15 protein-coding genes are annotated in these 13,296 nt (G+C 66.9%); 8 read left to right on the top strand and 7 right to left on the bottom strand.

What is annotated here, in order from left to right:
- The first annotated feature begins 25 nt into the window (after nt 1–25).
- A complete protein-coding gene (locus tag SH203_RS15210; RefSeq protein ID WP_143275667.1) occupies nt 26–238 on the top strand; it encodes a hypothetical protein in 213 nt (70 codons plus the stop codon).
- Nucleotides 239–354: 116 nt separating this feature from the next.
- On the opposite strand, the gene rplI is transcribed toward SH203_RS15210, so the two are convergent.
- From rplI to rpsF, 3 genes are read right to left on the bottom strand one after another with little or no spacing between them, the layout of a single operon-like run.
- Nucleotides 355–939, bottom strand: coding sequence for a 50S ribosomal protein L9 (gene rplI, locus SH203_RS03085; protein ID WP_055754943.1), 585 nt, complete (start codon nt 937–939; stop codon nt 355–357).
- 1 nt (nt 940) lies between these two features.
- Nucleotides 941–1,219 carry a 30S ribosomal protein S18 gene (rpsR, locus tag SH203_RS03080; RefSeq protein ID WP_054766014.1) on the bottom strand — a complete coding sequence of 93 codons (279 nt, stop codon included), beginning with the start codon at nt 1,217–1,219 and terminating at the stop codon, nt 941–943.
- Nucleotides 1,220–1,231: 12 nt separating this feature from the next.
- Nucleotides 1,232–1,618, bottom strand: coding sequence for a 30S ribosomal protein S6 (gene rpsF / locus SH203_RS03075; protein WP_087119363.1), 387 nt, complete (start codon nt 1,616–1,618; stop codon nt 1,232–1,234).
- A gap of 283 nt (nt 1,619–1,901) precedes the next feature.
- Between rpsF and SH203_RS03070 the strand changes: the two genes are divergently transcribed.
- Together SH203_RS03070 and SH203_RS03065 are read left to right on the top strand one after the other, a co-directional pair.
- Nucleotides 1,902–3,494, top strand: a complete 1,593-nt coding sequence (locus SH203_RS03070) for a carboxyl transferase domain-containing protein (RefSeq protein ID WP_087119362.1) — start codon at nt 1,902–1,904, stop codon at nt 3,492–3,494.
- Between the two features lie 145 nt (nt 3,495–3,639).
- The gene (locus SH203_RS03065) at nt 3,640–4,539 is read left to right on the top strand and encodes an enoyl-CoA hydratase-related protein (protein WP_087119361.1); all 900 of its coding nucleotides are present in this window, start codon (nt 3,640–3,642) and stop codon (nt 4,537–4,539) included.
- Between the two features lie 150 nt (nt 4,540–4,689).
- Here SH203_RS03065 and SH203_RS03060 read toward each other — a convergent pair whose 3' ends face one another.
- On the bottom strand, nt 4,690–5,301 hold the full coding sequence (locus SH203_RS03060; protein WP_087119360.1) for a TIGR02466 family protein: 612 nt from the start codon (nt 5,299–5,301) through the stop codon (nt 4,690–4,692).
- Nucleotides 5,302–5,388: 87 nt separating this feature from the next.
- Between SH203_RS03060 and SH203_RS03055 the strand changes: the two genes are divergently transcribed.
- The gene (locus SH203_RS03055) at nt 5,389–7,377 is read left to right on the top strand and encodes a biotin carboxylase N-terminal domain-containing protein (protein WP_087119359.1); all 1,989 of its coding nucleotides are present in this window, start codon (nt 5,389–5,391) and stop codon (nt 7,375–7,377) included.
- On the opposite strand, the gene SH203_RS03050 is transcribed toward SH203_RS03055, so the two are convergent.
- Complete coding sequence (locus SH203_RS03050) at nt 7,374–7,664, bottom strand: putative quinol monooxygenase (protein ID WP_087119358.1); 291 nt, start codon at nt 7,662–7,664, stop codon at nt 7,374–7,376. The genes SH203_RS03055 and SH203_RS03050 overlap by 4 nt on opposite strands.
- A 107-nt stretch (nt 7,665–7,771) precedes the next feature.
- Between SH203_RS03050 and SH203_RS03045 the strand changes: the two genes are divergently transcribed.
- From SH203_RS03045 to SH203_RS03030, 4 genes are all read left to right on the top strand, one after another.
- The gene (locus SH203_RS03045) at nt 7,772–8,170 is read left to right on the top strand and encodes a DUF1489 family protein (RefSeq protein ID WP_200808772.1); all 399 of its coding nucleotides are present in this window, start codon (nt 7,772–7,774) and stop codon (nt 8,168–8,170) included.
- A 63-nt stretch (nt 8,171–8,233) separates the two neighbouring features.
- Complete coding sequence (locus SH203_RS03040; protein WP_087119356.1) at nt 8,234–9,598, top strand: MATE family efflux transporter; 1,365 nt, start codon at nt 8,234–8,236, stop codon at nt 9,596–9,598.
- A gap of 104 nt (nt 9,599–9,702) precedes the next feature.
- Entirely contained in the window at nt 9,703–11,406 is a 1,704-nt protein-coding gene (gene metG, locus SH203_RS03035) for a methionine--tRNA ligase (protein WP_087119355.1), read from the top strand.
- Nucleotides 11,407–11,425: 19 nt separating this feature from the next.
- Nucleotides 11,426–12,139: a 2OG-Fe(II) oxygenase family protein gene (locus SH203_RS03030; protein WP_087119354.1), complete on the top strand. Its 714-nt coding sequence runs from the start codon at nt 11,426–11,428 to the stop codon at nt 12,137–12,139.
- On the opposite strand, the gene SH203_RS03025 is transcribed toward SH203_RS03030, so the two are convergent.
- On the bottom strand, nt 12,140–12,478 hold the full coding sequence (locus SH203_RS03025) for a rhodanese-like domain-containing protein (RefSeq protein ID WP_087119353.1): 339 nt from the start codon (nt 12,476–12,478) through the stop codon (nt 12,140–12,142).
- On the bottom strand, nt 12,475–13,284 hold the full coding sequence (locus tag SH203_RS03020; RefSeq protein ID WP_087119352.1) for a TerC family protein: 810 nt from the start codon (nt 13,282–13,284) through the stop codon (nt 12,475–12,477). The genes SH203_RS03025 and SH203_RS03020 overlap by 4 nt, the downstream gene beginning before the upstream one ends.
- Nucleotides 13,285–13,296 lie beyond the last annotated feature (12 nt).

The following is a 13,296-nucleotide window of genomic DNA, read 5'->3' as shown; positions in this document are numbered from 1 at the left end:
GGTGGGAAGCGCCTGTGACTGCTGCGTGAGCGTGACCAAGTTTTTCGCGACCTCCAGCCTGCATCGGGACGCGCCCGGTCTGGGCTTGCGCGTCAATGAAGAGGGGAAGGCGAAAAACGTGCTGTTCGCGCCGCCTTTTCCCGTCTTCAGCGAGGTTGTCTTTCGCGAAGGGCGTGCGTCAAGGTTGCTTCGTGCGCGAAGCCTGCGGCGCGCGCGGTTGTCGGGACGTGTGTTGTAATCTTGTCATGCCGGGGCGGCCGCGTGATCGCCCGTGGCGCGCAGCAAAAAGGGCGCGTCCCTTGCGGAACGCGCCCCTGATGTCTTCACCGATCCGGCCCGAGGGCCGGGCAGGGATCAGGCTTCGTCGCCGAAGCCTTCCTGTTGACCGGCGCCGCCTTCGATCAGTTCCTGGGCCGATTGCTCGGCGGCCTGGCGCTCGTCGTCGAACTGGCTGCGGATCACGTCCTCGCCCTTGGCCTGGCGCTCGGCCTCGTCCATCGAGCGGGCGATGTTGATCTTGACCGTGGCGCGGACCTCGGCGTGCAGGCGAACCGGCACTTCGTGGACGCCCAGGCTCTTGATCGCCGTGTTCAGGACGACCTGCGAGCGCTCGACCTTGCCGCCTTCGGCCTGGATGGCCTCGGCGACGTCGCGACCGGCGACCGAACCGTACAGGTGCCCGGTTTCACCGGCCTGACGGATCATGACGTAGGTCTGGCCGTCGATCTTGTCGGCGACCTTCTGAGCGTCGGCCTTGTTCTTCTCATTGCGCTGCTCGATGGCGGCGCGGTCGAGTTCGAACGCCTTCAGGTTGGCGGCGGTGGCCCGGCGGGCCTTGTCGCGCGGCAGAAGGAAGTTACGGGCGAAGCCGTCCTTGACGGACACGACGTCGCCGATGGCGCCGAGGTTCTCGACGCGTTCCAGCAGAACGACCTTCATCTTACTTCACCACATACGGCAGGAGGGCCAGATAGCGGGCGCGCTTGATGGCCTTGGCCAGTTCGCGCTGCTTTTTCTGGGAGACGGCGGTGATGCGCGAAGGCACGATCTTGCCGCGTTCGGAGACGTAACGCTGCAGCAGCTTCACGTCCTTGTAGTCGATCTTCGGCGCATTGGCGCCCGAGAACGGGCAGACCTTGCGGCGGCGATAGAAGGGGCGGCGGCCGGCCGAGCCGGAGCCGGCCGGGGCGCCCGGGGTCGGGGCGGTGGTGTCGGTCATGTTCCGGGTTCCTTATTCGGCGTCGGCGGCGGCGTCTTCGCGCGGGGTGCGCTCGCGCTCACGCTCGCGTTCACGCTCGCGGCGGGCCAGCAGCGGCGACAGTTCCAGGTCGAGTTCCTCGACGCGGACGGTCAGCCAGCGCAGCACGTCTTCGTTGATCGACAGCTGACGCTCGACCTCGGCCATGGCGGCCGGAGGGGCGTCGACGGCTAGCAGCGAATAGTGAGCCTTGCGGTTCTTCTTCACGCGGTACGTCAGGTTGCGCAGACCCCAGTACTCGATCTTGGCGACGGAACCGCCACCTTGCACGATCAGGTCCTTGATGGTGTCGTTCAGCGCTTCGGCCTGTTGCGCCGAGATGTCCTGGCGCGTCATGACCGTGTGCTCGTAAAGAGCCATGCGGTAGTCTCCCTTGTGGGCGTCGGCGCGGAAACGACCGGGTAAGTCGATCCCCGCGATGGCTCCTGGCGCGGCGGCCGGACCGAACGTCCAACCCTTTGGCATTCCGCGACAGGACCGAAGCCCTGGAAAGGCGGGGCCTATAGGGGAAAAGGAGCGGGGAGGCAAGGATGGCGGGGCGTCGGGGTGAAAAGCGCCAGTGAGCGAAGGGGTGAGCGGCAGGTTCGATCAGCTCACCTCTGGCTCACTAGCACTTTTCACCAACCGCCCTTAAACCAGCCCCATGCCGAAACTGACGTCAGCGGTCGATCCGCAAAGCCAAAAGTTCAAGTCCCTGCACGCGCACAACAGCGCCCTGGTCGCCGAGCTGCGCGACCATGTGGCCAGGGCGGCGCGCGGCGGGTCCGACAAGGCGCGCGAACGCCATGTGGCGCGGGGCAAGCTGTTGCCGCGCGACCGGGTGGAGCGGCTGCTGGACCCCGGCTCGCCCTTCCTGGAGGTCGGGCAGCTGGCCGCGCACGGGATGTATGACGGCGAGGCCCCGGCGGCGGGCGTCATCGCCGGGATCGGCCGGGTGTCGGGCCGCGAGGTGATGATCGTCGCCAACGACCCGACGGTGAAGGGCGGCGCCTATTTCCCGATGACGGTGAAGAAGCATCTGCGCGCGCAGGAGATCGCCGAGCAGAACCGTCTGCCGTGCGTCTATCTGGTGGATTCCGGCGGCGCGAACCTGCCGCACCAGGCCGAGGTGTTTCCCGACCGCGACCATTTCGGCCGCATCTTCTTCAACCAGGCCCGGATGAGCGCCAAGGGCATCGCCCAGATCGCCTGCGTCATGGGGCTGTCGACTGCTGGCGGCGCCTATGTGCCGGCCATGTCGGACGAGACGATCATCGTCAGGAACCAGGGCGCGATCTTCCTGGCCGGGCCGCCGCTGGTGAAGGCGGCGACGGGCGAGGTGATCTCGGCCGAGGAACTGGGCGGGGCCGAGACGCACGGCCGCCGCTCGGGCGTGGTGGACCATGTCGCCGAGAACGATGAGCACGCGCTGGAGATCGTGCGCTCCATCGTCGCCAATCTGAACACGACCAAGTCGGTCGACATGGACGTGCGCGAACCGCGTGCGCCGGCGTTCGATCCGGCGGAACTGTATGGGGTGATCCCAGACGACGTGCGCGCCCCCTATGATGTGCGCGAAGTGATTGCCCGGCTGGTGGACGGGTCGGAGTTCGACGAGTTCAAGACGCTGTACGGTTCGACCCTGGTATGCGGTTTCGCCCGCATCTGGGGCTATCCGGTCGCCATTCTGGCCAACAATGGCGTGATCTTTTCCGAGAGCGCCCAGAAGGGCGCGCACTTCATCGAACTGGCCTGCAAGCGCAAGATTCCGCTGCTGTTCCTGCAGAACATCTCGGGCTTCATGGTCGGCGGCAAATACGAGGCGGGCGGCATCGCCAAGGACGGGGCCAAGCTGGTGACGGCCGTGGCCTCGGCCGAGGTTCCCAAGTTCACCGTGCTGATCGGCGGCAGTTTCGGCGCCGGGAACTATGGCATGTGCGGCCGGGCCTATTCGCCGCGCTTCCTGTTCACCTGGCCCAACAGCCGGATCGGGGTTATGGGCGGCGAACAGGCCGCCAGCGTCCTGGCCACAGTCCACCGCGACGCCGAAACCTGGTCGACCGAAGACGCCGAGGCCTTCAAGGCGCCGATCCGCCAGAAATACGAGGACGAGGGCAATCCCTATTACGCCACCGCCCGACTTTGGGACGACGGGGTGATCGACCCGGCCCAGACCCGCGACGTCTTGGGCCTGGCCATCAGCGCCAGCCTGAACGCTTCGATCCCCGAGACGACGTTCGGGTTGTTCAGGATGTGATTTGGGGTGAGCGAGGGGTGTTAGTGAGCAAGACGTGAGCTTGTCACCCCAGCCATATAGCCGCTCATCCCTCGCTCACTCGCACTGTTCACTGAAGCGGCGCCGTTCTCCACCGTCGCGCGTTGATCCCTTGAAGGAGCCCTCCATGACCGACAAACCGACCGAAGCCGACCTGAACGCCCTGGACGTCACCGACGCCGAGGCGGCGGAGATCAACAGCATCGCCCAGCCGCTGGTGCCGGACGCTGCGCCGGACGCCGACGACGATCTGGTGCAGATCGATTCGACCACCGACGGCGTGGTCTTCGTCACCATCAACCGGCCGCAGAAGAAGAACGCCTTCGACGCCGCGACCATCGCCGCCCTGCACGAGGCGTTCGAGACGCTGCACGGGGCGGATCGGGTGCGGGCGGTGGTCGTGCGCGGGGCGGGCGGCACCTTCAGCGCCGGGGCCGACCTGAACTGGATGCGCGACGCCGCCGGCTGGTCGGAGAGCGACAATCGCGACGACGCCATGGGTCTGGCGAAAATGCTGAAGGCGCTGCACGATATTCCCGCCCTGACGGTGGCGGTGGTCGAGGGCAACGCCATGGGCGGCGGGGCCGGCATCGTGGCCGCCTGCGACATGGCCGTGGCGGTCGAGGGCGCACGCTTCGCCTTTTCCGAGGTCAAGCTGGGCCTGATCCCCGCGACCATCGCCCCCTATGTGATCGAGGCCGTGGGCGCACGGCGCGCGCGTCAGCTATTCCTGACCGGCAACGCCTTCGACGCTGATTACGCCGCCCACGCCGGCCTGATCGATCTGGTCCTGCCCGAAGGGTCGGTGGACGAGTTCCTGTCGATGCTGAGCGACAGTTTGACCGGCAATGCGCCCGGCGCGATGGGCGAGGCCAAGCGACTGGTCAACGACATCGCCCACCACAAGATCGACAGCGGCCTGTTGGACGAAACCGCCAAACGCATCGCCCGAGCCCGCGTGTCGGACGAGGGCCGCGAGGGCGTCGCCGCCTTCCTGGAAAAGCGCAAGGCCAGCTGGACGGTTTGATCCTCTTCCGCCGTCATTCCGGGGCGTCCGCAGGACGAACCCGGAACCCAGGAGGCTTTCTCGGGCGCATGATGCGGTCAGCGTTTGGACTGCACCCCTGGGTTCCGGGTTCTTCGCTGCGCTCAGCCCCGGAAAGACGGGTGAATGCGTTCAGGCGTAGTTGAAACTGATCGAGATGCGGTCGGACTTGGCCTGGTTGGTCGGCACTTCGTGCCGCAGCCAGCTTTCCCACATCAGGACGGTTCCGGCCCTGGGGTGCAGATAGACGAACGGGCGTTCGGCCTCGGGCGCGTCGTCCGTCACGCCGGGGCGGGCCATCATGAAGGGCAGGCGGGGGTCTTCCAGTTTCAGCGACGATGCGCCGTCCGGGATGTCGATATAGACGGTGCCCGACAAGAAGGCGTGGGGGTGGATATGGCCGGTGTGGCCGCCGCCGGGCTTCAGGATGTTGACCCACAGATTGTCGAGGCGGGGCTTCCTCGCCAGGTCGAAGTTCAGGGCCTTGGCGTAGGCGACGGCGTGGCGATCCAGATGACGCTTCAACTCCGCGAACTCGGGGAATCGCTGGGGCAGGTCGTTGAGCGAGGCGTAGGAAGTATAGCCGCGATAGGCGTTGTCGCGGCACCAGCGGCGGCCGGCGGCATCCTCCTCGGCCATCATCCGCACCACGTCGATCAGCTGTGCGTTGAAGTCAGGCCAGCCCCGGCCCTCGGCGAGGGAGGCTTCATAGACCTGGGTGACGAAGAGGGGGCGCAGGGACATGGCGGGGCATTACCCCGTGCGGCGTCGCCTGAGAAGGGTCGTGCGCGACCTCTCGCCTGACGAACACGATCCCGCTAAGAACAGGTCATGTTCAAGTCTGTCCTTGTCGCCAATCGCGGCGAAATCGCCTGCCGTGTCTTCCGCACCGCCAAGCGGATGGGGATTCGCACCATCGCCGTCTATTCCGAAGCGGACGCCAACGCCCTGCATGTGCGCGAGGCCGACGAGGCGGTGCTGATCGGTCCGGCGGCGGCGCGCGAATCCTATCTGGACGGCGCCAAGGTGCTGGCGGCGGCCAAGGCGACCGGGGCGGAGGCGATCCACCCCGGATACGGCTTCCTGAGCGAGAACGCCGACTTCGCCGAGGCCGTCGCGGCGGCGGGCCTGATCTGGATCGGGCCGGACCCGGCCTCGATCCGCGCAATGGGTCTGAAAGACGCGGCCAAGGACCTGATGATCCAGGCCGGCGTGCCGGTGACGCCGGGCTATCAGGGCGCGGACCAGTCGGAGGAAACCCTGACGGCCGAGGCGGCGCGGATCGGCTATCCGGTGCTGATCAAGGCGGTCGCGGGCGGCGGCGGCAAGGGGATGAAGCGGGTCGACGATCCGGCCGACTTCGCCGCCGGTCTGGCCAGCGCCAAGCGGGAAGGAGCGGCGGCCTTCGGCGACGACCGGGTTCTGATCGAACGCTACATCACCCGCCCCCGCCACATCGAGGTGCAGGTGTTCGGCGACAAGCACGGCGAGGTCGTCCACCTTTATGAACGCGACTGTTCGCTGCAACGCCGCCACCAGAAGGTGATCGAAGAGGCGCCCGCGCCGGGCATGAGCGATGACGTGCGCGCCGCCGTGACCGGGGCTGCGATCAAGGCGGCGCGGGCGGTCAACTATGTCGGGGCCGGCACGATCGAGTTCATCGCCGACGCTTCGGACGGGCTGAAGGCGGACGGCGTCTGGTTCATGGAGATGAACACCCGGCTGCAGGTCGAGCATCCCGTGACCGAGAGCGTGACGGGCGTCGATCTGGTCGAATGGCAGTTTCGCGTCGCGGCGGGCGAGCCGATCCCGCTGAAGCAGGACGAAATCAAGCTGAACGGCTGGGCCATGGAGGCGCGGCTGTATGCCGAGGATCCGGCCAACGGCTTCCTGCCTTCCATCGGCAAGCTGGAGCATTTCGTCATGCCGGACGGCATCCGCGTCGACACCGGCGTGGAGCAGGGCGGCGAGGTCAGCCAGTTCTATGATCCCATGATCGCCAAGCTGATCGTGCATGAGGACACGCGCGGAGCGGCGGCGGCGCGGCTGGCCGAGGCGGCCGGCGAGGTCGAGGTCTGGCCGGTCAAGGCCAACGCCGGCTTCCTGAAACGCTGCCTGGAGCATCCACGTTTCGTGGCGGGGGATGTGGATACCGGTTTCATCGCGGCGGAGGGAGACCTTACAGTAAGCGAAGACGAGCAGCGTGACGTGGCGTCCATCGCCTTGTTCGCTGAGCACAACTACGAAGCAGAGCATCAGATTGGAAATGACTGGTCGTCGCCATGGAACGATACACGCGGCGCTATGGGGCTTCGGCTAAACGGTCCATCACGATCTGTCTGGGCTCTTACTGCGGGTGGACGCAAAATCGTCGCTGAGGCGCTTTCGACCCAGACGTTGGATTCCAGTTGGCGTGTCGGACCCGAAGCAAACTCAAAACTGGCGCAACACATCTACAGTGATGTGAAAACCGGTTGGGTTCGCGTTGGTGAGAAGTTTTTTCCGTATTTCCGATCCGACGACGGGCTGGTTCTATTCGATGAGGGTGATGCGGTATTGGTCAAAGCCGTCGAGGTTGGGGGCGCTTCTGCAGTCGCCGTGTCCGACGGCTCCCTACGTGCGCCCATGCCGGGCAAGATCGTCGCCACGCCGGTCAAGGCGGGCGATGTCGTGACCAAGGGTCAGCCGGTCGTCGTTCTGGAGGCCATGAAGATGGAAAACGCCCTGACGGCGCCCTTCGACGGGGTGGTTGAGAGCGTCGCTTCCCTTGGCGATCAGGTCGTGGAGGCGGCCGTGCTGGCCGTGGTGAAGGGCGACTAAAGCCCCACGCCGCCCAGCGGTCGGGTGAAGACGGTGTCGCCGAAGGTGGCCATAAGGGCCAGGGCCGGGCGCAGCACGCCGGTTTCGCGGACGTCGGCGGACCAGGCGTCGTGCATGGCCCTGTTCATCCAGACTTCCGTGACCCACAGGGCGTCGGCGTCGTCCAGATCGTGGGCCAGCACATAGCTGTGGCAGCCCGGTCGTCTGATGTTGGGATCGAGCAGACACAGGCTCAGTTCGTCGCGGCGACCGGGATGGGCCGTCAGGCGGGTGATCAATCCATACATACGGGTCTCACGCCGCGCCCAGAGGAGACTGAGGGCGCGCTCTACTGCTTAGCTTGCCGGAGATTAAGAAACTGGCCAATGCGCCCCGGCGTCATTAGTTGGACGCCATGTCGCTCAACATCATCAAACTGTGCGTCGGCGTGTCGGACGTCGAATGGCTGGAGGCGCGCGCCGCCAAGGGCGGGCCGCTGGTGGTCCATACCCGCATGACGCCCAAACGCGCCGCCGAGATCGAGGACGGCGGATCGCTGTACTGGGTGGTCAAGGGCGTCATCGTCTGCCGTCAGCGCGTGCTGGACATCGTCACCCTGGGCGAAGGCAAGGACAGCCGGTGCGAGATCACCCTGGAGCCCAAGGTCGTGCGAACGGCGCCGATGGCGCGGCGGCCCTTCCAGGGTTGGCGCTATTTCGAGACCAAGGACGCACCGGCGGACCTGACCGAACTGGACGCGGGCGAGGCGCCGGAGGAATTGGTGCGCCAGTTGCTCGAACTGGGCGCCTGGTAGGCTAAATCCCCAAAACTTTTGGGAGTTGACCCCGGCGGGGCGGCGTGGCCTGTGCCGCATCCCATGATCCCGTTCAGCGCACAGACCCGATCCACCCTTCGCGAACTGACCACCCTGGCCTGGCCGGTGGTCATGGCGCGGCTGGGCATCATGACGATGGGGCTGACCGACGCCATCGTGGTGGGCCATTATTCCAGCCGCGAGCTGGCCTTCCACTCCCTGGCCTGGGCGCCGTCATCGGTCGTGCTGACCACGGCGGTCGGGCTGATGATGGGGGTGCAGGTCATGACCGCCCGCCTGAGGGGCGAGGGGCGCGGCGACGAGGTCGGGGCGGTCCTGCGGCGCGGCCTGGTCTATGCGTCCCAGATCGGCGTCATCTCCATGATCGCCCTGTTGCTGCTGGGGCCGTTCGGCCTGGTTCATATGGGGCTGGAGGACGGGCTGGGCGAGGGGGCGTCGCCGGTGCTGATGGTCTTCGCCCTGTCGATGCCGGCCTATCTGATTTCGGTGGCGGCCCAGTTCTTTCTGGAGGGGCTGCATCGGCCCAAGGCGGGCATGGTCGCCATGTGGGTCGCCAATGCGGTCAATCTGGCGCTGAACCTGATGCTGGTGCCCGATCTGTTCGGGCTGGGCGTCAATGGCGCCGTGGCCTCGGCCTGGGCCACCTTCGGCGCGCGCACGGCCCTGGCGATATTCCTGGTCGTCTTCATCCTGCGTCTGCCCGAGGCGCGGGCCTGGGGCCTGTTCCAGAAGCCGCGCCGCGATCGGTCGGTGGAGGTCGAGCAGATCCGCGTCGGCATCGGCGCGGGATCGTCCAACTTCGTCGAGGTGGGGGCCTTCGCCGCCATGACCCTGTTCGCCGGACAACTGGGCGCGGCCGAGACCGCCAGCTGGGCCGTGGTCATCAATGTGTCCGCCATCGTCTTCATGGTGCCCATGGGCCTGTCGTCGGCCACGGCGGTGCTGGTGGGCCGGGCCTATGGCGCAGGCGACAAGGCGGGGGTGATGCGCAGCGGCCTGCTGGGCATCGCCGTGGTCACGGTGCTGGCCTTCATCATCGCCGTCGGCCTGTGGCTGGCCGCGCGGCCCGTGGTCAGCGCCTATACGACCGACCCCGCCATCCTGGCCATCGCCGCCCCGGCCCTGATCCTGGCCACCCTGTTCTTCGTCGCCGACGCCCAGCAGGTGGTCGCCGCCCAGGCCAACCGCGCGGCGGGCGATGTCGTCTGGCCAACCCTGATGCACATCTTCTCCTACGCGATCATCATGATCCCGCTGGGCTGGTGGCTGGCGCACCGGATCGGCGTCGACGGCCTGGTCTGGTCGGTCATCGTCGCCAGCGTCATCTCCGGCGTCCTGCTGACCGGGCGGTTCATAAGGATCGCGCGGCGGGGAAGTGGTGAGTGGCGAGTGGCGAGTGGCGAGTAGGCCTGTTCCGTTTTTCGGAAATCGCACTTGCCGTCATCGCCAACGGTCGCCACTAACCACTCGTCACTAACCCCTCGCCACTCGCCACTCGCCACTCGGTATTCATGTCCCGCATCCTCATCACCTCGGCGCTGCCCTACATCAACGGCATCAAGCACCTGGGGAATTTGGCGGGCTCGATGCTGCCGGCCGACGTCTGGGCGCGGTTCAAGCGCGCGCAGGGGCATGAGGTGCTCTATATCTGCGCCACCGACGAGCATGGCACCCCGGCCGAACTGGCCGCCGCCGCCGCTGGTCAGGACGTGCGCACCTATTGCGACGAGCAGCACGAGATCCAGAAGGCGGCGGGCGCGGCGTTCGGCCTCAGCTACGACTGGTTCGGCCGGTCGTCGAACCCGCAGAACCATCGCCTGACCCAGCATTTCGCGGAAGCTCTGGAGAAGAACGGTCTGATCGAGGAGCGGGTGGATCGGATGATCTACTCCATCGACGACGCCCGCTTCCTGCCCGACCGCTATGTCGAGGGGACCTGCCCGCACTGCGGCCATGTCGGTGCGCGCGGCGATCAGTGCGACAACTGCGGCCGGCTGCTGGACCCGACCGACCTGATCGATCCCTATTCGTCGGTGTCGGGGTCGCGGAATCTGGAGGTGCGCGATACGCGCCATCTGTATCTGCTGCAGACCCGGATCGAGCCGGAAATCCGCGCCTGGGTCGACGGCAAGAGCGGCTGGCAGACGCTGGCCAAGTCCATCGCCTACAAACATCTGGACGAGGGGCTGATCGACCGGGGCATCACCCGCGACCTGGCCTGGGGCGTGCCGGTGACGACGGACGGCTTTCCGCGTCCGGGCATGGAGGACAAGGTCTTCTACGTCTGGTTCGACGCCCCCATCGAATATATCGGCGCGACCGAGGAATGGGCCGAGGCGACCGGAAACAGCTGGCGCGACTGGTGGCGTCTGGACGAGGGGGCCGAGGATGTCCGCTACGTCCAGTTCATGGGCAAGGACAATGTCGCCTTCCACACCGTGTCGTTCCCGGCCACCATCATCGGCTCGGGCGAGCCGTGGAAGACGGTGGACCAGCTGAAAGCCTTCAACTGGCTGAACTGGTACGGCGGCAAGTTCTCGACCAGCCAGAAGCGCGGCGTCTTCATGGACCAGGCGCTGGAGCTGTTGCCGGCGGACTATTGGCGCTGGCGGCTGACGGCCTATGGGCCGGAACACGCGGATTCGGCCTTCACCTGGGAGGATTTCCAAGCCTCGACCAATAAGGACCTGGCCGATGTGCTGGGCAATTTCGTCAACCGGATCGTCAAATTCGCCGAGTCGAAGTTCGACGGGGTCGTGCCCGAGGGCGGTCAGGCCGGGCCGGTGGAAGCCAAGCTGGAGGCCGACATCAAGGCGGCCGTGGCCGAGGCGACCGAACAGTTCGAGGCGATGGAGTTCAGGAAGGCCGCAGTCGCCATCCGCGCCGCCTGGGTGCTGGGCAACGAATATCTGCAGGTCGCGGCGCCCTGGACGGCGTTGAAGACCGACCGCGATCAGGCGGCGGTCGGGGTGCGGACGGGTCTGAACCTGGTCGCCCTGTTCGCGCGTCTGGCCGCGCCCATCCTGCCCTTCACCGCGCCCAAGATCGCGGCCTCGGTGGGCGTCAGCGACCTGAGCTGGCCCGGCGCCGACAAGGATTTGCTGAATACGCTGCCGGTCGGCGGCAAAGTCGAGGCCCAGGGCGTGCTGTTCGCCAAGATCGAGGACGCCCAGGTGGCCGAATGGTCCGAACGCTTCGGCGGCGCGGACGCCTGATCGGGCGGGCAGGGGCGAGATGACACCGAACCTGGCGCCCCTGGCCGAGACGCAACGCGCGGCGATTCGCGAGCGCCTTCGCCGGACGGGTCGCGCCCAGGTCGATGGGCTGCTGGCTCCCGGCGACGTCGTGGCCCTGAACCAGGCGGCGGCTGACGCGGAATACAATGTCGTCACGCGGCGCGGGTCCGGCCATGTCGATCTGCCGGCGGCCTGGCTGGCCTCATTGAGCCCGGATCAGAAGACGGCGCTGGGACAGGCGGTGCAGACCTCGGCGCGCGAAGAGTTCCAGTATCTGTACGATAACCATCCGATCTACGATCAGGTGCAGGCGGGGCAGGCGGCGCCGATCTGGGCGGACCTGCTGGCCTTCCTGAACGGCGAGGCGTTTCTCGGCCTTATGCGTGACCTGACCGGCGAGCCGCGCATCGCCCTGTCCGACGCCCAGCTGACGCGGTTTCGCGCCGGGCATTTCCTGACCGAGCATGACGACCATGCGGATGGAAAAAACCGCTTCTTCGCCTATGTGCTGAACCTGACGCCCGCGTGGCGGATCGAATGGGGCGGCCTGCTGGCCTTCCACGGGGCGGACGGCAATGTGGCCGAAGCCTTCACCCCGCGCTTCAACACCCTGAACCTGCTGAAGGTGCCGTCGCCCCATTCGGTGACGCAGGTGGCCCTGTCGGCGGGAGCCGACAGGATTTCGGTCACGGGGTGGCTGCGCGGCCTCTGATCAGCCCTGTTCGGCGAACACCACCGGCAGGCCCGCCGCATTCCACGCCTGGATGCCGCCGGTCAGGTTGAACAGGGGCTGGCCGTCGGGGCCGGTCGGGCCGACGAAGGCGCAGACCTGATGGCTGCGGCCGCCCTTCAGGCATTGGACGATGATTGTCTTGTCGGCGGGCAGGTCCAGGGCTTCCCAGGCGGCGGGCATCTGGCTGAGCGGGGCCAGGATGGCGCCGTCGATGCGGGCGGCGGCGAACTCGTCCGGCTCGCGCACGTCGATCAGGACGGCCTCGCCCGCCTGCAGCCAGGCGGCGGCCTCTTCGACCGTGACAGTGGCGACGGTCATCGAGCGGGCGCCGCTGGCTGGGCCGGGGCGGGCACGGTGCTGCTTTCGGTGCGCTTCTGGCCCAGGTGTTTGGCGGCCTCTTCAGGGCCGATCTCCAGGAAGGCTGGGGCCGAGGCGTTGAACTCGTCCATATGGCCGGTGCGGACCACGACTTGGCGCGCGCCGTCCCAGATCATGTGCAGGGCGACATACAGCACCACGATCAGACCGATGTAGCCGATCCAGCTGAAGCGATGCAGCAGCTTGGCGATATAGGTGGCGGCGACTCCCATCAGGGCGATCGACAGGATCAGGCCGAAGACCATGATCCACGGATGTTCATGCGCGGCGCCGGCGACGGCCAGCACATTGTCCAGCGACATGGTGATGTCGGCGACCATGATCTGGATCAGGGCGGCGCCGAAGCTCTTGCGTTTGACGCCCAGCTCCTCGGGCGAGGGGCCCGAGCCATGCTCGATGCTCATGGCCAGCTGAAGCTCGGCCTCCGCCTCGGCCTGATCGTGGGTCGCCTGTTCGCGCAGTTCGCGCCACATCTTCCAGCAGACCCACAGCAGCAGAAGGCCGCCCGCCAGCAGCAGGCCGACCAGGGCCAGAAGCTGGACGGTGATCAGGGCGAAGCCGATCCGCATGACGACGGCGGCGGCCAGGCCGATCAGAATGGCCTTCTTGCGCTGATCCTGGGGCAGGGCGGCGGCGGCGAGGCCAACGGCGACGGCGTTGTCGCCGGCCAGGACCAGGTCCATCAGCAGGACCTGGCCCAGGGCCGTCGCCTGGCTGGCGAGTTCGGGAGACGAGAGGAATTCCATTCCCGCTCTCTA

Origin of the sequence: Brevundimonas sp. SH203 (assembly GCF_002157625.1) — a bacterium.
Classification (GTDB): Bacteria; Pseudomonadota; Alphaproteobacteria; order Caulobacterales; family Caulobacteraceae; genus Brevundimonas.
This window is presented reverse-complemented; position numbering and strand designations above follow the sequence as displayed.